Source organism: Glutamicibacter sp. FBE19 (assembly GCF_015524875.1).
Taxonomy (GTDB): domain Bacteria; phylum Actinomycetota; class Actinomycetes; order Actinomycetales; family Micrococcaceae; genus Glutamicibacter; species Glutamicibacter halophytocola.
Window position 1 is genome coordinate 335,928 of sequence record NZ_JACKQN010000003.1, and the last position, 17,539, is coordinate 353,466.

16 protein-coding genes are annotated in these 17,539 nt (G+C 58.4%); 13 read left to right on the forward strand and 3 right to left on the reverse strand.

The window, feature by feature from the left end:
- Positions 1 to 80: 80 nt before the first annotated feature.
- A complete protein-coding gene (locus H6F58_RS07530) occupies positions 81 to 1,364 on the reverse strand; it encodes an Nramp family divalent metal transporter (protein ID WP_195181506.1) in 1,284 nt (427 codons plus the stop codon).
- A 241-nt stretch (positions 1,365 to 1,605) separates the two neighbouring features.
- On the opposite strand from H6F58_RS07530, the gene H6F58_RS07535 reads away from it, so the two are divergent.
- From H6F58_RS07535 to H6F58_RS07555, 5 genes are all read left to right on the forward strand, one after another.
- Positions 1,606 to 2,274: a response regulator transcription factor gene (locus tag H6F58_RS07535; protein WP_195181507.1), complete on the forward strand. Its 669-nt coding sequence runs from the start codon at positions 1,606 to 1,608 to the stop codon at positions 2,272 to 2,274.
- A 17-nt stretch (positions 2,275 to 2,291) separates the two neighbouring features.
- Positions 2,292 to 3,704 carry a HAMP domain-containing sensor histidine kinase gene (locus H6F58_RS07540; RefSeq protein WP_348536385.1) on the forward strand — a complete coding sequence of 471 codons (1,413 nt, stop codon included), beginning with the start codon at positions 2,292 to 2,294 and terminating at the stop codon, positions 3,702 to 3,704.
- Complete coding sequence (locus tag H6F58_RS07545) at positions 3,697 to 4,671, forward strand: TAXI family TRAP transporter solute-binding subunit (protein ID WP_195181509.1); 975 nt, start codon at positions 3,697 to 3,699, stop codon at positions 4,669 to 4,671. The genes H6F58_RS07540 and H6F58_RS07545 overlap by 8 nt, the downstream gene beginning before the upstream one ends.
- 88 nt (positions 4,672 to 4,759) lie before the next feature.
- Entirely contained in the window at positions 4,760 to 6,070 is a 1,311-nt protein-coding gene (locus H6F58_RS07550; RefSeq protein WP_146275110.1) for a M20/M25/M40 family metallo-hydrolase, read from the forward strand.
- Between the two features lie 41 nt (positions 6,071 to 6,111).
- The gene (locus H6F58_RS07555; RefSeq protein WP_195181510.1) at positions 6,112 to 7,251 is read left to right on the forward strand and encodes an acyl-CoA dehydrogenase family protein; all 1,140 of its coding nucleotides are present in this window, start codon (positions 6,112 to 6,114) and stop codon (positions 7,249 to 7,251) included.
- 11 nt (positions 7,252 to 7,262) lie between these two features.
- On the opposite strand, the gene H6F58_RS07560 is transcribed toward H6F58_RS07555, so the two are convergent.
- Positions 7,263 to 7,502: a DUF5703 family protein gene (locus H6F58_RS07560; protein ID WP_171919241.1), complete on the reverse strand. Its 240-nt coding sequence runs from the start codon at positions 7,500 to 7,502 to the stop codon at positions 7,263 to 7,265.
- A gap of 44 nt (positions 7,503 to 7,546) precedes the next feature.
- Between H6F58_RS07560 and H6F58_RS07565 the strand changes: the two genes are divergently transcribed.
- The 3 genes from H6F58_RS07565 (at position 7,547) to mshC (ending at position 10,050) form a co-directional block, all read left to right on the forward strand.
- Entirely contained in the window at positions 7,547 to 7,756 is a 210-nt protein-coding gene (locus tag H6F58_RS07565; RefSeq protein WP_060701582.1) for a hypothetical protein, read from the forward strand.
- A gap of 78 nt (positions 7,757 to 7,834) precedes the next feature.
- Positions 7,835 to 8,659 carry an undecaprenyl-diphosphate phosphatase gene (locus H6F58_RS07570; protein WP_146275113.1) on the forward strand — a complete coding sequence of 275 codons (825 nt, stop codon included), beginning with the start codon at positions 7,835 to 7,837 and terminating at the stop codon, positions 8,657 to 8,659.
- Between the two features lie 128 nt (positions 8,660 to 8,787).
- Complete coding sequence (gene mshC, locus H6F58_RS07575; protein ID WP_146275114.1) at positions 8,788 to 10,050, forward strand: cysteine--1-D-myo-inosityl 2-amino-2-deoxy-alpha-D-glucopyranoside ligase; 1,263 nt, start codon at positions 8,788 to 8,790, stop codon at positions 10,048 to 10,050.
- Positions 10,051 to 10,098: 48 nt separating this feature from the next.
- Here the strand turns inward: mshC and H6F58_RS07580 are convergent, their stop codons facing one another.
- The gene (locus H6F58_RS07580; protein WP_146275115.1) at positions 10,099 to 11,007 is read right to left on the reverse strand and encodes a PAC2 family protein; all 909 of its coding nucleotides are present in this window, start codon (positions 11,005 to 11,007) and stop codon (positions 10,099 to 10,101) included.
- 82 nt (positions 11,008 to 11,089) lie between these two features.
- On the opposite strand from H6F58_RS07580, the gene H6F58_RS07585 reads away from it, so the two are divergent.
- The 5 genes from H6F58_RS07585 to dop all read left to right on the forward strand — a co-directional run bounded on the left by H6F58_RS07585 (position 11,090) and on the right by dop (position 17,499).
- Positions 11,090 to 11,803: an HAD family hydrolase gene (locus tag H6F58_RS07585; RefSeq protein ID WP_195181511.1), complete on the forward strand. Its 714-nt coding sequence runs from the start codon at positions 11,090 to 11,092 to the stop codon at positions 11,801 to 11,803.
- Positions 11,800 to 12,927 (forward strand): site-2 protease family protein, encoded by a 1,128-nt coding sequence (locus H6F58_RS07590; protein ID WP_195181512.1) that lies wholly within the window; start codon positions 11,800 to 11,802, stop codon positions 12,925 to 12,927. The genes H6F58_RS07585 and H6F58_RS07590 overlap by 4 nt, the downstream gene beginning before the upstream one ends.
- A gap of 43 nt (positions 12,928 to 12,970) precedes the next feature.
- Positions 12,971 to 14,026 (forward strand): tRNA (adenine-N1)-methyltransferase, encoded by a 1,056-nt coding sequence (locus tag H6F58_RS07595; protein WP_194943845.1) that lies wholly within the window; start codon positions 12,971 to 12,973, stop codon positions 14,024 to 14,026.
- A gap of 222 nt (positions 14,027 to 14,248) precedes the next feature.
- Positions 14,249 to 15,886 carry a proteasome ATPase gene (gene arc, locus H6F58_RS07600; protein WP_308219436.1) on the forward strand — a complete coding sequence of 546 codons (1,638 nt, stop codon included), beginning with the start codon at positions 14,249 to 14,251 and terminating at the stop codon, positions 15,884 to 15,886.
- Entirely contained in the window at positions 15,883 to 17,499 is a 1,617-nt protein-coding gene (dop, locus tag H6F58_RS07605; protein WP_195181514.1) for a depupylase/deamidase Dop, read from the forward strand. The genes arc and dop overlap by 4 nt, the downstream gene beginning before the upstream one ends.
- The last annotated feature ends 40 nt before the right edge of the window (positions 17,500 to 17,539 follow it).

The window sequence follows — 17,539 nt, forward strand, 5'->3', positions numbered from 1 at the left end:
AAACCAGCTTAAACGCCGAGGCCGCCCGCTTCTGCGCAAACTGCACAGATGCTGGCGGCCTCGAACCAACTAGCCAAGTTCTATCCGGCCCATAGGGGGGAGAGAGCCTTGTAGAGCTGCTGTATGCCAAGAATGATGAAGAGGATTGCGGTAATGGCCAGGGCGGTGTTGGTGTGCCAGCGGTTGGCCCACTGCTTCGGGATTCGCTTGCCGTTGAGCAGGCCCAGCAAGGTGACTGCAAGGAACGGCATGAACAGCGCGCCGAGCACACCGTAGGCCAGGATCAGCGCGATTGGCTTGTCCAGCAGGAACAGCACCATTGGCGGGAAGGTCAGCCATAGGACATAGAACTTGAAGTATTTGCCGCCGGTCAAGGTGTCCGGGTGGTTGGCAGGCTTCTTGCGCATGTGGCCCCAGAAGTCTGCGAACATCAGCGAAACACCGTTCCATACGCCGATGATCGAGGAGAAGGAAGCTGCCCAGAAACCGATCAGGAAGCCGTTGCCGACCACCACGCCGTATTCCGCCTTGAGCACATCGCCCAGTTCCAGCAGTCCCTTGTCGCCACCGGAGATGGACACGCCGGCGGCACGGACTACCTCGGCGCCGACGATCAGCATGGCGATCACGAAGATGCCGGTCATGACATAGGCCATGGAATTATCGATGCGCATAACCCGCATCCACTTGGGGGTGTACCAGCCCTTTTCGCGCAGCCAGTAGCCGTAGGCTGCCAGGGTGATGGTGCCGCCCACGCCGCCCGCCAAGGCCAGGGTGTAGATCACGCCGCCCTTGGGGATCATCGGGATCAGGCCCTTGAGCATTTCTGGGACATTGGGCACTGCGATCACTGCCAGGCCCACCACGGTGATGAACATGATGCCCACTAGCACCGCAGTGACCTTTTCGAAGAAGTGGTAGCGGCCGAACCAGACCATGACAAAGCCCAAAAGGCCCATGATGATGGCCCAGATCTTCAGGTCCACGCCAGGGATCAATGCTGCTAGGGGCAATGCCGCCGAACTCATTGCCGTCGCACCGTAGACGAAGCCCCAGATGATGATGTAGGGGCCAAAGTACCAAGTGGTCCACTTGCCCAGGGACTTCCAGCCTTCGAAGATCGTCTGGCCTGTGGCAAGGGTATAGCGGCCGGCGCCTTCAACGAGGACGATTTTCAAGATGACGCCCAAGATGACTGCCCAGAGCAGGGCATAGCCATATTGGCTGCCGGCTACGAGGGTTGCGACCATATCTGCGGCGCCAACGCCCGTAGCGGCGACAACCAATCCGGGGCCGATAATTTTCCAGCGCGGTGGCCCGCCGGACTCTAGGCCGGCATCGGGTGCCTGGGTGCTTTCACTCATGAGGTCATTCCTTTGTCACAGTGCGGTTCGCTGAGGCCTTCATCGTCGGTGATGAGGGCCACAAGCGTGCGAGATCGTAATCAATAATGGTAGTGATTCAGATTACTTGCAATCTGAGTTGGAAGTACTAACACTTTCTTAGGACAACGAGCCGGCGCCGAAGCTTGGTGCCTGGAAAATTGCTAGAATTGCCTAGTTATCGCGGGCCGAGCGCCCAAATTCAAACACCAAGGATGGTGCCGTGCGGCTTTTGATCGTCGAGGACGACCAGGCAGTTGCGGATGCGCTCATTGATGCTGTTAGCGCTGCTGGCCATGAGGCCACGCACGCTGGCAGGGGATCCGATGCCTTGCTGCGCCACCATGACGCCGAGTTGATCTTGTTGGATCTTGGCCTGCCGGACATGGACGGGTTGGAAGTCCTTCGCAAGCTCAGGCAAGTGAGCGACGTGCCAGTGGTCATCCTGAGCGCCAGGAACGATGAACGCAGTGTGGTTCGCGGTCTGCGCCAAGGTGCTGACGACTATCTGGTGAAGCCCATCGGGCTCACCGTCTTGCTGGCTAGGATTGATGCCGTAGCACGCCGGTCCAACGTGAACTCCGGGGCAGACAGAAACCAGATCAGCGCCGGATCCCTGGTGATTAATCTGGATAAGCATGAAGCGGTTCTGGCGGGGAAGGCTCTTGCCCTGACCGCCAAGGAATTTCAACTGCTCACTTTGCTTGCCCGGCATGCAGGATCCGTGGTGACCCGTGAACAGATCCTCGATCAACTATGGGGCGATGCTTTCCTTGCAGTGTCCCGTTCGCTCGACGTGCACCTGACCGGACTTCGCTCGAAGCTTGCCCGCTCCGGGATGATCGTCAACGTTCGCGGTGTCGGATATCGCCTTGAGGCTCCGTCGTCGTGAGAGTCCGGGTCTTGGGGGTGCTTGGCTCCTCGCTGCTGGTGATCGTCGTTCTCGTCAGCACGGTTCTGATGCAGGGGGTCAGCCGTGATGCCGCAGCTGAGATTCTCTCGAACCGGCTCTCGGCACTGAATCGATTCGTCCAGCTCGCGTCGCATGTCGCGAGCGATGATGACTTGGAAATGCTTCAAATCGAGATGGATACGTATTCCGGCCTCTATGACGAAGGGCTGCTGATAATTGCCGACGGACACCAGCTAGTTTCCGGGAACATCAGTGCACAAGACCCTGATGTGGCCGATACGCTGCGTGCAGCCGCGCTAAACCTTGAACGCACGGACATTCCTGCGGTGAACCCATTTCTTGACTCCGGGGCCTTAATTGCGCGTCCGTTCGGGAATACTGGCCAGGTGCTGGGATCGGTCACCATGAAAGTGAATCTGGAACCAGCGCGCATGAAGGTTCTTCAAGCATCGAGCATGGTCATTCTCGCGACCCTCACCGTCGGCGCTGTCTTCCTGTTATTGGCTAACCGGTTGGCAACCTGGGTTTTGCGCCCCTTGCATCGCCTCGATGACTCAGTTCAGTTGCTGACTCAAACGCAGCGTCCCATCCCGCTCGTTGAGCAGGGCCCGCCGGAACTGCGCGCGTTGTCGCGCTCGGTCAGCTCCATGGCCCACACCATGGCGACAAGTCTTCAACAGCAACAAGAGCTCATTGCAGAAACCTCCCATCAACTGCGCAATCCTGTGGCCGCGTTGAGGCTCCGGGTGGACTTGTTGAAAATGAGGCTTCCCGATCGGGCGAGCGCGGAAGGGTTGCGTTCAGTTGAAAATGAGCTGGCACGAGTGGAAATGCTATTGGACGGAGTTTTGCGCTTGGCTAGTGCAGAGCACCGTTTAACCGAGCAAAACTCGGAGGAAGGCGTTGCTGATTCATCTGCTGGGAAAGAATCCATAAATGTTCTGCAGGTCCTCGCAGAAGAGTTTGAGCGCCAGTCGGCTACCGCACAGGCAGCAGGAAATACATTGATTCTGGAAGGAGCGGCGGAATCAACACAAGACGTGTCGGTTTGGTGCAATCTCTTCGACCTGCAGCAGATGGTTGCGGAGCTTCTGGAAAATGCGATCAAATATGCGCCAGCCACTAAAATCACGTTGTCCGTAAAAAGTTCTCCGACAATGGTTGAAGTCATGATCTGCGATCAAGGCCCAGGGATGAACAAGACTGAAATCGGACGTGCGGGAGAACGTTTTTGGCGAGCGGAAAGCGTCCGAGGCACTGCGGGCACGGGACTGGGATTGGCGATCGTTGATCGGCTGGCACGGGCAAACTCAGGCCAGCTGCTCGTGACGGCTAACCCACAGGCCGGGCTCGCGTCCATTATCAGATTGCCCCGCGCCCCATCACTCACGGAGAAGAGCGATGACTGAGAAAAATCCACCCGAGCGCCGCATGATCCTCAAATTCCTGATGGCTGCCCCCGTGGTCCTGTCGATGCCTGTCCTGAGCGCATGCAGCAGACGCGCCACGGAACCCCGTCTTGACATTGCTTCAGGTGAAGAAGGCGGAATGTACTTCGAGTTTGCGCAACTGCTTTCCTCGGCCTTGGTCAACGAACGAATTGCCGAGCAGTCAAGCGCCCTGAAAACCCAGGCAAGTGCGCAGAATCTTGAACTGCTTGTCCAAGGCGGCGCCCATTTGGCCTTAGCCCTTGCCGATACTGTCGCTGAATTTCGTTCAGAAGACAAGGACCACAGTGGCATACAGGCGTTGGGGAGGGTCTACCAGAATTATTTTCATTGCATTGTCCGAGCCGGCAGCGGCATCCGATCCCTCGCCGATTTCCCTGGCCGCATTATCGGCACGGGCGCGGCCGGTTCGGGAACCTGGGTTACAGGACAGCGGATACTGCAGGTTGCTGGACTCAATGAGCATAGCCAGCCGCCGGAGGAACGCAAACTTGGGTACACGGCAGGGCTTCACGCGCTCAGCCAGGGCCGCATTGATGCGCTCTTCCTATTTGGCGGGATGCCGGTAAAGCCCCTGGCCGAGCTGGCCCAAAATCTGGACTTGAATCTCTTGGATATCTCCAAGGTGCTGCCTCAACTGCGCGATGCCTATCCCGGTCTTTATGATCGCGTGGTCATTCCAGGCAACACGTATCCAGGAATATCTGGCGTTGACACGATTGGTGTCAGCAATTTGTTGATGGCCCGCGCTGATTTGCCGGATAGAACTGCGAAGGCGATCGTGCTGCTTCTCGCGACCAAAGCGCAACAGCTTGTTCCCGAATCCAGCGCCGGAATCCAGCATTTGACACCTGAAACGCTTATCAGCACCGCTGGGCAGCCGCTCCATCCCGGCGCTCGCGCTGCCTACCTGGAGCTGCACGGCTAGCCGCCAAAAGCCACCACAGCAAGCGACGAATCGCCCATTGCCTACTATGGTGGAACTCAAGACCACCACTGCGAAAGGTATTTCCCTGATGACCACCGCCATTGAGCGCATGGAAAAAGACGCCGTTGAAATTTGCCGCGGGCTGATCCGAATTGATACGACGAATTTTGGCGGCAACAAAGGGGCGGGCGAGCTAGAAGCCGCACGCTATGTTGCCGAGCTGTTTGACGAGGTAGGCCTGGACGCGCAGATCTACGAGTCAGCGCCTGGGCGTGCCAATGTGGTCTTGCGAATTCCGGGTTCAGATCCATCCTTGCCGGCGCTCATCGTGCATGGGCATCTTGACGTGGTTCCAGCCATTGCAGAGGACTGGAGCGTAGACCCGTTCGGCGCCGAAGTCATCGATGGCATGATCTGGGGCCGCGGCGCGGTGGATATGAAGAATATGGATGCGATGATTATCGCCGCTATCCGGCATCTTCACCGTGAGAAGATCTCGCCACGGCGTGACTTGATCATTGCTTTCTTCGCAGACGAAGAAGCTGGCGGCGATTACGGCTCTGGCTGGATGGTGCAAAATCATCCCGAGGTCTTTGCAGGCGCCGAGGAAGCGATCAGCGAAGTCGGCGGATTTTCCGTGGACATCAACGGGCGCCGGGCCTATATGCTGCAAACCGCTGAAAAGGGGATCGCGTGGCTGAAGCTCACCGCGCAAGGAATGGCTGGGCACGGATCCCAAATTAACTCTGATAACGCTGTCACCACGCTGGCCGGTGCAGTACACCGCATCGGCGAATACCAATGGCCTTTGTCCTATACCAAAACCACGCTGTCCCTCCTGGAACAAGTTGCCGAGTTGACGGGGCTGGAATTTGACCAGCAGAACCCGCAGCCGCTACTTGAAGCCATGGGAAATGTTTCGCGTTTTGTCGGAGCAACCCTGCAGAACACCGCTAACCCCTCGGCCTTGCAGGCTGGCTATAAGCACAACGTCATTCCGGGGCAGGCGGAGGCGCTCATTGATTGCCGCACGCTACCAGATGAGCACGAAGCAACCTTGGAGAAGCTAGCTGAACTGGCGGGAGAAGGCGTTGAGCTTTCCATGGTCCACGAGCAGGATTCGCTGGAAGTGCCTTTTGCCGGAACGCTGGTAGACACCATGGTCAAATCGCTGCTGGATGAGGATCCAGACGCGATTGTCTTGCCTTATATGCTCTCTGGCGGCACCGACAACAAATGGCTGGCCACCATTGGCATCACCGGATATGGTTTTGCGCCCCTGCAATTGCCGGCAGAGCTCGACTTCACCGGCATGTTCCACGGCGTGGACGAGCGTGTCCCGGTGGACGCAATTAAATTCGGGGTAAAAGTCCTCGAAAACCTCATGCGCAGCTACTAGTGGCTGGCTGGAACGAGGCCTCAAACATGCAGGAGCAAAAAGTGTCTATCGAGTCAGTGCTCTCAGATCGACTTCTAGAGCAATTCCGTGAACGCGCTGGGCAATATGATGCGGACAATTCCTTCGCCACAGAGGACTTTGATGCGCTGGTGTCGTTGGGATATCTGAAAGCCTTGATCCCTGTCGGACAGGGCGGGCTGGGCTGGAGCCTGGAACAACTGGCGTTGGCCCAACGGCGCTTGGCCACGGCAGCCCCAGCCACGGCGCTGGCGGTGAATATGCACCACGTCTGGGCTTCGGTGGCCAACGTGTTGCAAGCGCGAGGCGATCATCGTCTGCAAATGGTCAGCGACTGGATTTCCCAGGGAGAGGTCATGGCCTTCGGAATTTCGGAGCCAGGCAATGATTCGGTGCTTTTTGATTCAAAAACCTCGGCCAGCACGTCACCAGATGGATCCGTGACTTTTAACGGGGTAAAGATTTTTACCTCGCTGTCACCGGCATTCACTCGACTCGGCGTTTTCGGGAAAGACGAAACAACCGGTGAACTGGTTCACGGGTTCGTAGCCAAGGGGCCGGGGGTCGAATCGATGGGGGACTGGAACACCCTGGGCATGCGGGCCAGCCAGTCGCACACGACCAAACTCGTTAATGCAGTTGCCCCGCGCGAGTGGGTGCACAGCCGGCTGCCAGCAGGTCCAAACGCGGATCTGCTGATTTTCGGGATCTTCGCTTCCTTCCTGACCTTGACCGCCAGCGTCTATGTGGGCATCGCGGATCGGGCCTTGGCCTTGGGCCAAGAGGCGCTGAATAAGAAGGTGCATCACGACGGGACCAGGTACTCCCAGGATGTCCGTGCCAGGGGGCTTCTAGCCGAGGCCGCGATGAGGCTCATATCGCTGGACGCTCTCCAGCGGTCGGTGGCCGCGGATATAGATGCCGCAGTGGATCACCGCGAAGCGTGGTTCCCGAAACTTGTCACCCTGCGTACTCTGGCCGGGGATGCGGCCCGGGAGAATATCCAGGTGCTGGGGCAGCTATTGGGCGGTAGCGGATACTTCCGAGGCTCCGAATTCGAGAGGCTGTATCGCGACGTGCAGGCCAGCTGGTACCACCCCTCGAACGCTGCCTCGGCAGCAAACACTGTCGCATCCTGGCTTGTTGGGCCATTGGATACGTAGAGGCTGCTTGCCTAGTCAGTTGGCGGAAGGGTGCTGCGGATTCTCATGACGCGTCGCCGTAGCCAATATTTGTAGACGCCGCCTTCATATCTGCAGGTACGCATCAGTTCCCATTTGCCGTTGTCAGCATGTTCACGCAGGGCGGCACGGGCAAGATGAACGGGCTCGCTGGGGAAGGCGGTGATCACCAAATATTCGAAGCGCTGTTCATCGGAGTGATGCAGCGGCGGTTTAATTCTTTCTTGAAGCATCTTGCCCCCTATCTAATGAACCCTATGCGTTGTAGCTTAAGACCATGAGTACTGATCCAAGTTTTGCACTGCAATCTTTGATTGCCCGGCTCGAACAGCACCTGGCCGTTGTTTCGCAAAGCCGCGGTGCTGCCGAGGCATCGGTGGACGCCGCATTTGGAGCCCTGGCAGATGCCTTCGAAGACTACGAAGACGCGCTGTACGACCAGTATTCGGAACTTTTGCCTTTCACCATACCTGCAGATGACGCGTGAGTACGACCACGGGGTGATTTTTGGCCCAATCGTGTTTTTGAGCCTCGTTCCGTGCTGGCGGTGAAGTAATGTCGAGGGGTGAATTGGTTTGAAGCAGCTTTCCTTGGATTGATCCAGGGCCTGACCGAGTTCCTCCCGATCTCGTCCTCGGCCCACCTGCGTATTGTCGGCGAACTTTTGCCGAATGCCCAGGACCCCGGAGCGGCCTTTACGGCCATTACCCAGCTCGGAACAGAGACTGCGGTGATCGTGTTCTTCTGGCGTGACATCGTGAGAATAATCGGAGCCTGGGGCAAAGCCCTTGCCGGCAAGATCCCGCACTCGGATCCCGACGCAAAAATGGGTTGGCTGATTATTGTCGGCTCGATTCCGATCGCTATCCTGGGCCTGTTGCTCGAGGACTACATCGATACGAACTTCCGGTCCCTGTGGATCGTGGCGACCACCCTGGTGGTCTTCGGCCTGTTCCTCGCCCTCGCTGATCATTACGGCAAGCAGCAGCGCAGCCTGGACAAGCTCACCGTCAAGCACGGCGTCATTTATGGCCTGGCCCAGGCAATGGCCTTGATCCCTGGCGTTTCGCGTTCCGGCGGTACGATCACCGCAGGCCTGCTCATGGGATACACCCGTGAAGCCGCCGCGCGCTACTCTTTCCTGCTCGCCATCCCTGCTGTCTATGCCTCCGGCCTGTACAAGTTGGCCAAGACCTTTGATGAGCCCGGGGTATACACCCTGGGGCAGACCGGCGTGGCGACCGCGATCGCCTTCGTGGTCGGGTTCTTGATTGTCGGCTGGTTCCTGAAGTTCGTTTCCACCCACTCGTATCGCTTCTTCGTTTGGTACCGCATTTTGCTGGGTCTCGTGCTTTTCGTGGCGTTGGGCTTCGGCCTGATGAGCCCATAGTTTGATCTTTATCGAGATGTCCGTGGAGCGTTTCACGGACATCTCGGCGTTAACGGGAATAAACCTCGTCCTGCTTCACTTGGACTTAGAGGAAGAAAATCGTCGCATCTGCGAAAGGATGTTCATCAGTGCACGCGTGGAAAAACCCTGAGGTACCTCAGGTGGCTGGTTCAGCACCAATTTTGGAACTCTTCAATACCGCCACCGGTAACCTGCAGGCCACCGCACCTGCGGATGCGGCAAATGACGCCGCCAGCATGTATGTCTGCGGGATTACCCCGTACGACGCAACCCATATGGGACATGCATCCACCTACGTCACCTTTGACCTCGTGCATCGCACGTGGTTGGACAACGGGCGCCCCGTTGCGTACTCGCAAAATATCACCGACGTCGATGACCCGCTCCTTGAGCGTGCGGAAGCCACCGGCGTGGATTGGCGGGACCTCGCTGAGCAGCAGGTACAGCTGTTCCGCGACGATATGGAAGCGCTCAACGTGATTCCACCTCAGCACTATATCGGTGCCGTCGAATCCATCGAGTGGCTCGTTCCCGTGGTGGAGCAGCTTCTCGAAGCGGATTTGGCATACCGCGTTCCGGCCGGCGCCGATGGGGTTGAAGGCGATATCTACTTCGACACCTATGCCGCCGAAAACGACGCGTGGAAACTGGGCGCAGTGTCAAACTACGACCGGGAAACCATGCTGGGCTTTTTTGCCGAGCGTGGCGGCGATCCGCAGCGCGAAGGCAAGCGCGACGCCTTGGATCCCTTGCTGTGGCGGGCAGCCCGCGAGGGTGAACCGTCGTGGGAGGGCGGCAAGCTGGGCACCGGTCGCCCGGGATGGCACATTGAATGTTCGGTGATCGCCCGCAAGACATTGCCGGCGCCTTTCACCGTCCAAGGCGGCGGATCCGATTTGATCTTCCCGCACCATGAATTCTCGGCTGCGCATGCGGCCGCCAGCGACCACCATGAGCTTGCCCAGGCCTACGTGCACACCGGCATGGTGGGCCTGGACGGTGAAAAGATGAGCAAATCGCTGGGCAACCTGGTCCTGGTTTCCAAGCTGCGCGCTGCTGGAGTCGAGCCCGTGGCCATTCGCGCTGTATTGCTTTCCCAGCATTACCGCACCAACTGGTTCTGGACCGATGACCTGCTCGGTGCCGCACAGCAGCGCATTGCCCTGTGGCGGGAGCGCCTGGAAGGCACCGGGCTTGCCGAGGCCACCGCACTGCTAGCCCGCATCCGTTCGCATATGGCCAATGATCTAGACGCTCCGGGCGCCTTGGTGGCCATCGACCAGTGGGCTGCGCAGCCAGCTGATGGCAGCGGCGACGGCGTGCAATTGCTGCGTGACGGCTTCGACGCGCTCTTGGGCCTCAAGCTCTGAGTTCTGTCTTCCACCCCGGTGAACCGGTGAAGCCATCAGGGGCCGACGTCAAATTTCGAAGTCGGTCCCTGAGCCGTCCGGGCGGAATTTTCCCCGCCGGCGCAGGTACCGTTCAAATTCGCGGGCAATGGATTCGCCGCTAGCCTCCGGCAAATCGCTGGTATCCGTTGCCTCTTCGAGTTGCTGAACATACTTGGCCACGTCTGGGTCGGCGGCCGCTAATTCGTCGACTCCATGCTTCCACGCCAAGGCGTCATCGCGCAGTTGCTGATCCGAGATGGTGATGGGCAGCAGCTCTTCAAGCATCTCGACGAAGGCCAGCTGGACCCGTGGGCTCGGCGACTGGGCAACATAGTGCGAGAGCTGGGCCCAAAGCGACATGGTGGGGATGCCCCGGCGTTCAAATTCGATGCCGAGGATCGAAGGGATGCCTGAAGGCCCCTCGTAATTCGAAGCCTCGATCTTGAAGTGTTCCTGCAGCCTGGCATCATCGCTCGATAATGACGTGGGCACGGGTCGCGTATGCGGCACATCGGCCAATAGCGCTCCCAAGGTCAGTACCGCGTGCGCGTTGTGTGCCTGGGCCACCTCGATGATCCGGGCACAGAAGCTCTGCCATTTGAACGTTGGTTCCACTCCGAGGATCACCAGCAAATCCGCGGCCGCCTGCGGCAGTTCCATCTTGTAGATTTCCGTGCGGGGCCAGTCCACCATTCGTCCCTGGGCGGTGCGACGCGTTTTCGGCCGGGAGAACTGGTAGTCATAGAAGTCGTCTTCGCCGATGGTGGCAATATGCTCATAGGCGTTTTCTTCCAGCAGCAGGCGCACTGCATCCGTTGCCGCTGAGCCAGCGTCATTCCACCCTTCGAACGCGGCCACGACGATAGTGGGGCGAATCTCATGCTCGGCCTGGGCGATATAGGTATTCAGCGTTGGGGTGTGGAAATCCTTGTTCAATGAAAACTCCTATGCAGCATTCTGGCCGTTGGCGTGGCTTGCCGAAGCGGCTTAGCCCCACTCTTCCATCTAGAATGGACTCATGCCAAGCACCAGTTTTGACTTTAATTCCGCATCCGACCCCCGAACGCCGCAAGCGGTCCTGTGGGACATGGACGGCACCTTGATCGACACCGAGCCTTATTGGATCGTTGCCGAGTCAGAACTGGTCGTAGCACATGGCGGAACCTGGACTGAGGAGCAGGGCCTTTCGCTCGTCGGCAGCGCGCTTCCCAATTCGGCGCGGATCCTGCAGGAAGCCGGCGTCAAGCTGTCGGCACGTGAGATCATCGACCTGCTCAGCGCCCAGGTTGTTGCCGGGATTCGAAAGGAAATCCCGTGGAGGCCCGGAGCCCGCGAGCTGCTTGCGGCCTGCCACGAGGCCAATATTCCGCAGGCCCTGGTGACGATGTCTGAGCGCAGCATCGTCAATGAGCTTCTGGATCAATTGCCGGAAGGAACTTTCCAGGCATCGGTCACGGGCGAAGAAGTGGGCCATGGGAAACCGCATCCAGAACCTTATCTGACCGGATTGCAATTGCTGCAAGACGAGGTGGGGCACGAGCTGATCGCGGAAAAGTGCATTGGATTTGAAGATTCGGTTCCGGGCATTGCCTCAGCATCGGCCGCGGGATTGCATGCCGTGCTGGTGCCCAATGCCACTGATCCCGGTGACGGAAAGTGGCGTCGAATAGAAAGCTTGGACGGGGTAGACGTGAAAGAAATGACTCGATGGTTGGTGCAGGTTAGCGCGTGAGCGATACTTCAGAAAAAGCCCCCGGAATAAAGCTAGGGCGCATTGGCGGAGTTCCGGTCTACCTTTCAAGCTCGTGGTTCATCATCGCGGCGGTCATCACTGTCTCAGTGGGGATGCAGCTTTCACGCAGCCAATGGATTCCGGCGCTCAACGCCTATCTCATGGGTTTTGCCTGCGCTGCGGTGATTGCGGTTGCGGTATTGGTCCACGAGGTGGCCCATGCCATGATGGCCCGGGCATTTAAATGGCCAGATGCGCACATTGTCCTGACGCTGATGGGCGGACACACGCAGTTCGGTTCCTTCAAGGCAAAACCGGGTGCTTCACTGTGGGTTGCGCTCTCAGGGCCGGTTTCCAACTTTGTTCTCGCCGGGCTGGGCTGGCTGATTCTCCAGAACCTTGAACCAGATATCTACTCGAAGTTGCTCCTGGACTTCTTTATTTACGCCAACCTGCTGCTCGGGGCATTCAACGCTTTGCCGGGGCTTCCATTAGATGGCGGTCGGCTGATTGAATCGATCGTTTGGAAAGCGACCGGATCACAGTTCAAGGGCACCATCGCATCGAGCTGGGTAGGCCGCGTCATTGCGATTGGCGTAGTCTTCTACTTCGTCGCCTACCCATATCTGCGCGGCGAAGAAATTCCAATTATCACCGCCGTCGTTGGCCTCATGGTGGCGATGTTCATGTGGCAGGCAACCACCGGGCTGATTGCGCATTCGAAGATGATGCTCAACCTCCCTAGCGTGATTGCCTCGGATTTGATGAAGCCCGCTTCCGCCATGCTGTCCCAAGTGACAGTTGCCGACGTTTATGTGCGGCAGAACCAACGCGGAGGGGAAATAATCCTTGTCGATGGCAAGGGCATGCCCGTCGGGGTGGTTGACGCGCAGGCCATAGCGCGAGTTGACCGTGGACGGGCGGCAGAAGTCCCAGCCCTGGCGGTCGCGCGAGCGCTGGGACAAGGTGCCATTGTGGCCGAAGAATCTGATGGGCGTGCACTGATCGACTACCTCGCCACCGTCAGCTCAGCCGAATACGCAGTGATCAACGGGCAAGGACAAGTTGTCGGCCTGCTGCACCAGCGGGATATCATCAGCGCCGTTACCGGACGACGCAAGTAGACTTTCAAAGCATTCATAGAGCATTAAGAAAAGGATCACACCAGTGAGCGAAGCCAACAGCACGGCACCCCACGGTGCGGCAGCCCGCCGCGGACCATTCCGCGTCGGCGACCGCGTGCAATTGACCGACGAAAAGCGCCGGATCAACACCATTACCCTGCAAAACGGCGGGGAGTTCCATACCCACAAGGGCGTCTTGCCGCATGAGGCGATCATTGGCCTTCCCGAGGGGTCTGTCATCGAGAACATCGATGGATTCCGCTATCAGGCGCTTCGCCCGCTGGCCAAGGACTTTGTGCTCTCGATGCCACGTGGAGCCACCGTGGTATACCCAAAGGACGCAGCCCAGATAGTCCAGTTCGGTGACATCTTCCCGGGTGCCCGAGTAGTGGAAGCCGGCGTGGGTTCTGGCGCGTTGTCGATTTCCCTGCTTCGGGCCGTGGGCGATGAAGGATTCCTGCACTCATTCGAACGCCGCGAAGAATTCGCCGATATCGCCCGTGGCAACGTCTCCACCGTATTCGGTGGCGACCATCCGTCATGGCAGATCTCCATCGGCGACTTCCAGGATAAGGTTGTCGAACTTGAAGAACCAGGCAGCGTGGATCGAGTGGTGCTCGACATGCTCAGCCCGTGGGAATGCCTGGATGCTGTCGCAACTGTCCTTGCACCTGGCGGAGTCTGGACGAACTACGTCTCGTCGGTGACCCAGATGTCCCGTGTCGTCGAGGCGATTCGCGCTTCGGGACAGTTCACCGAACCAGAGTGCTTCGAAACCCTGGTGCGTGGCTGGCACGTCGACGGCCTGGCAGTTCGCCCGGACCACCGCATGGTTGCCCACACCGCTTTCCTGATCACCTGCCGCCGGCTGGCTGATTCCGCTGATGGAATCCCGAAGGCCAAGCGAATCAAGGAGCACTCCTACTCAAGTGAAGACCTGAGTGCTTGGACTCGGGACCACGATGAGCAGCAGTGGTCTGCAGAAGCTCTGGGAGAGCGGGGCATTTCGGATAAGAAGCTGCGCCGTGCCTCTCGCGATGCACATCAGGCTGTGCGCGTGCGCGAAGCGCAGAATTCCGACGCGGACTCCGAGAGCTAAACATTCTGGATGACCAAATACTGAGATGGATTGTCTCAGTATGTGACTTCAGGCCCTGGGTGTTCTGCACTCGGGGCCTGAAGTTCTTAGGATGGGACTAAAGCGGTGCGCTGAGCACCGGCAAAACCTCGCTGGATCCACACTGACCAGCGACGTTGAATGTGGGGGAGTTGGAACGTGAACGAAAATCACGAGGCAGAGAAATTGGCCGAACGGCTTCAGATGACTGAACGCCAGGTCAATGTGCTGCGCGATAAAAACCGCAACCTCGATAAGCAACTTGCCGGGCTCAGCGGAAACAACCAGCGGCTGGTCGCGCTGCTTGAAACCACGCGCGAACAAATCATCAATTTGAAAGCAGCCCTGGAAAAGGACGGCGACACGCCATTCAGCTACGGCACCGTCGTGGCCAAGCACCCACGCCAGCACCCGGCATCCGGGCAAGGCATCGAGTCCACCGGTGTGCAAGCTGTCGACGTGATCTATTCCGGCCGCAAAATGCGCGTAACGGTGAGCCCGCTCATGGACTTCGACTCCGTCCTCATCGGACAGCAAGTTCTGCTGAATGAAGCCCTGGTTGTGGTGGCTGCCTTGGGGTTTGAGGAAACCGGCGAGCTGGTCACCGTCAAGGAATTGCTGGAGAACAACTTGGCCGTGGTCATGGCACACGCCGACGACCAGCGTGTTATCGAGCTGGCGGAACCCCTGCGCAAGGCGCACTTGCGAGTCGGCGATCAGCTGACCGTTGATTCTCGAAGCGGCATGGCCGTGAGCCGCGTGCAGCTCACCGATATGCAGTCGCTGGTCCTTGAGGAAGTCCCTGAAATCTCCTACTCCGATATCGGCGGATTGAACTCGCAGATCGAGGCCATCAAGGATTCGGTTGAGCTTCCCTTCACCCATCCGGACCTGTACCGGGAGCATGGATTGAGCGCACCCAAGGGCATTTTGCTTTATGGCCCTCCGGGCTGCGGCAAGACCCTGATTGCCAAGGCCGTCGCCCATTCCTTGGCCCAGCGTGTTGTTGAGCGCAAGGAAGGCACCAGCACGCGCAGCTACTTCCTGAATATCAAGGGACCTGAGCTGCTGGACAAATACGTCGGCGAAACCGAACGCCATATTCGCCTGATCTTCGCCCGGGCCCGTGAGAAAGCCTTGCACGGCGATCCGGTTGTGGTGTTCTTCGACGAAATGGAAGCCCTGTTCCGCACCCGTGGAACCGGAGTGTCCTCCGACGTTGAAACCACCATCGTTCCCCAGCTGCTGGCCGAAATCGATGGCGTGGAACGACTGGATAACGTCATCGTCATTGGCGCATCGAACCGCGAGGACATGATTGATCCAGCCATCCTGCGTCCAGGCAGGCTTGATGTGAAGATCAAGATTCGCCGGCCGGATGCGCTGGGGGCCACCGAAATTTTCAGCAAGTACCTGACAACCGACCTTCCACTGCACGAATCCGAATTGGCTTCCGATGCAGGCAATGGCGAAGCGACGATTCGCCGGATGATCGACTCCACCGTCTCCGAGATGTACTCCACCGATCGCATCAACGAATTCTTGGAAGTCACCTACGTGACCGGTCAAACAGAAATCCTCTACTTCAAGGACTTTGCGTCTGGCGCCGTCATCCACAACATCGTGGACCGAGCCAAAAAGCACGCGATCAAGGCGCTGATCACCACCGGTGAGCGCGGCTTGAAGATGGAGTATTTGCTTCGAGCAGTACGCGAGGAATTCGCGGAACACGAAGACATGCCCAATACGACCAATCCAGATGACTGGGCCAGAATCTCAGGACGCAAGGGCGAACGCATCAGCAATATCCGCTCGTTGGTCAACCGCCAGGCCGCCTCATGAGCGCGCGTCGCCTCGTCGGGCTGGAAACCGAGTACGGCATCATTCGTCCACAAATGCCCAATGCCAACGCCACGGTCCTCTCGGCTCAAATCGTCGATGCCTACGCACAACTTGTGGCCGAGCAAAGTTCCACTGCCACCGCAGCGCGCTGGGACTACGCCGACGAGTCTCCCTTGCAGGATGCCCGCGGTTTTGAAATGGACCGGGACCAAGCGCACCCAAGCCAGTTAACGGACGTGGAACCAGGGCTAGAGGAGCCTGGCATCTGGACTGCAGAGTCCATTGCGCTGGATGGCAATGATGCGCGGCTGGGATCCACCTTGTACCAGGAGAAAGATTCTACCGATGTTGTGATGAACATGGTGCTGGGAAACGGTGCACGCCTGTACGTTGACCATGCCCACCCCGAATACTCCAGCCCTGAATCGCTGACGCCACGCGCCGCCGTTTTATGGGACCAGGCCGGAGACGAAGTCATGCGCCGCGCTGCTCAAACTGCGCAGCGGCTGGGCAGCGGCGAGTTATTGCTCTACAAAAACAATACGGACAACAAGTCGGTATCGTACGGCGCCCACGAGAACTATCTGGTTCCGCGCTCCGTTGAGTTCTCCTCCATCGTGAGCGGATTGACCCCGTTCTTTGTCAGCCGCCAAATCTACTGCGGTTCTGGGCGCGTAGGCCAAGGCATGCTCAACGAGAAAGCGGAATTCCAGATTTCGCAGCGTGCTGATTTTTTTGAAGCTGAAGTTGGCTTGGAAACGACGATCAATCGCCCAATCATCAACACGCGCGATGAGCCGCACGCCAACTGGGACAAGTATCGTCGCTTGCACGTAATCATCGGGGACGCCAACCTGGGGCAGATTTCCACCCTGCTCAGGGTTGGGACCACCAGCCTGGTGCTTTCGCTCATCGAGGCAGATATGGCACCAGCTCTCGAATTAGCTGACCCGGTCCGTGCGTTGCAGCAAATCAGCCACGACCCCAGTCTCAAGACACGAGTAAAATTCCGCGGCGGGCTAGAACTGTCGGCCATAAAAATCCAGAGGCTGTATCTGGAAGCCAGCGAAAAATATTGTGCCGCACGAGGAATTGACGATCCGGACACCACCGAGATTTTGACCCGGTGGGCACAGATGCTCGAAGTCCTCGAAAGAGATCCGATGGGCGCAGCGGATCAAGTTGATTGGATCGCCAAGTACAAGCTCATCAGCGGGTTTACCCAAAGGCATCAGCTCTCGCTGGCTGATCCGCGCGTAGCCATGATGGACCTGCAATGGGCGGACTTGCGCACTGACAAGGGGCTGTACTATCGGCTCGCTGCGCGCGGCGCGATCCAAACATTGTTCAGCCAGGAAGAAATCAATCAAGCGGTTGCCACTCCTCCCCAGGACACCCGCGCATACCTGCGCGGAATGGCGCTGCAACGCTACGCACCCTACGTGGTAGCCGCCAACTGGGACGCACTGTCTTTCGCTGTTCCCGGCGCACGAAAGATCAGCCGATTCCACATGTCCGAACCCTTGCATGGAACCCGCCAGAGCGTTGGCGACTTGTTCGATGCCGAACTGGAGATTTCGGAATTCATCGACGAATTGGCGAGGCGCAGGTAAACAGCGCAGAATAGGTATGAGTCTCGGGACCTAATTCCGG

Excerpts from the sequence above, each read along its gene's own strand:
- H6F58_RS07560 (WP_171919241.1), bottom strand. The coding sequence starts at position 7,502 with ATGCTTCAAGAAAGAATTAAACCGCCGCTGCATCACTCCGATGAACAG.
- H6F58_RS07565 (WP_060701582.1), top strand. The coding sequence starts at position 7,547 with ATGAGTACTGATCCAAGTTTTGCACTGCAATCTTTGATTGCCCGGCTC.
- H6F58_RS07550 (WP_146275110.1), top strand. The coding sequence starts at position 4,760 with ATGACCACCGCCATTGAGCGCATGGAAAAAGACGCCGTTGAAATTTGC.
- H6F58_RS07545 (WP_195181509.1), top strand. The coding sequence starts at position 3,697 with ATGACTGAGAAAAATCCACCCGAGCGCCGCATGATCCTCAAATTCCTG.
- H6F58_RS07530 (WP_195181506.1), bottom strand. The coding sequence starts at position 1,364 with ATGAGTGAAAGCACCCAGGCACCCGATGCCGGCCTAGAGTCCGGCGGG.
- arc (WP_308219436.1), top strand. The coding sequence starts at position 14,249 with ATGACTGAACGCCAGGTCAATGTGCTGCGCGATAAAAACCGCAACCTC.
- H6F58_RS07585 (WP_195181511.1), top strand. The coding sequence starts at position 11,090 with ATGCCAAGCACCAGTTTTGACTTTAATTCCGCATCCGACCCCCGAACG.
- dop (WP_195181514.1), top strand. The coding sequence starts at position 15,883 with ATGAGCGCGCGTCGCCTCGTCGGGCTGGAAACCGAGTACGGCATCATT.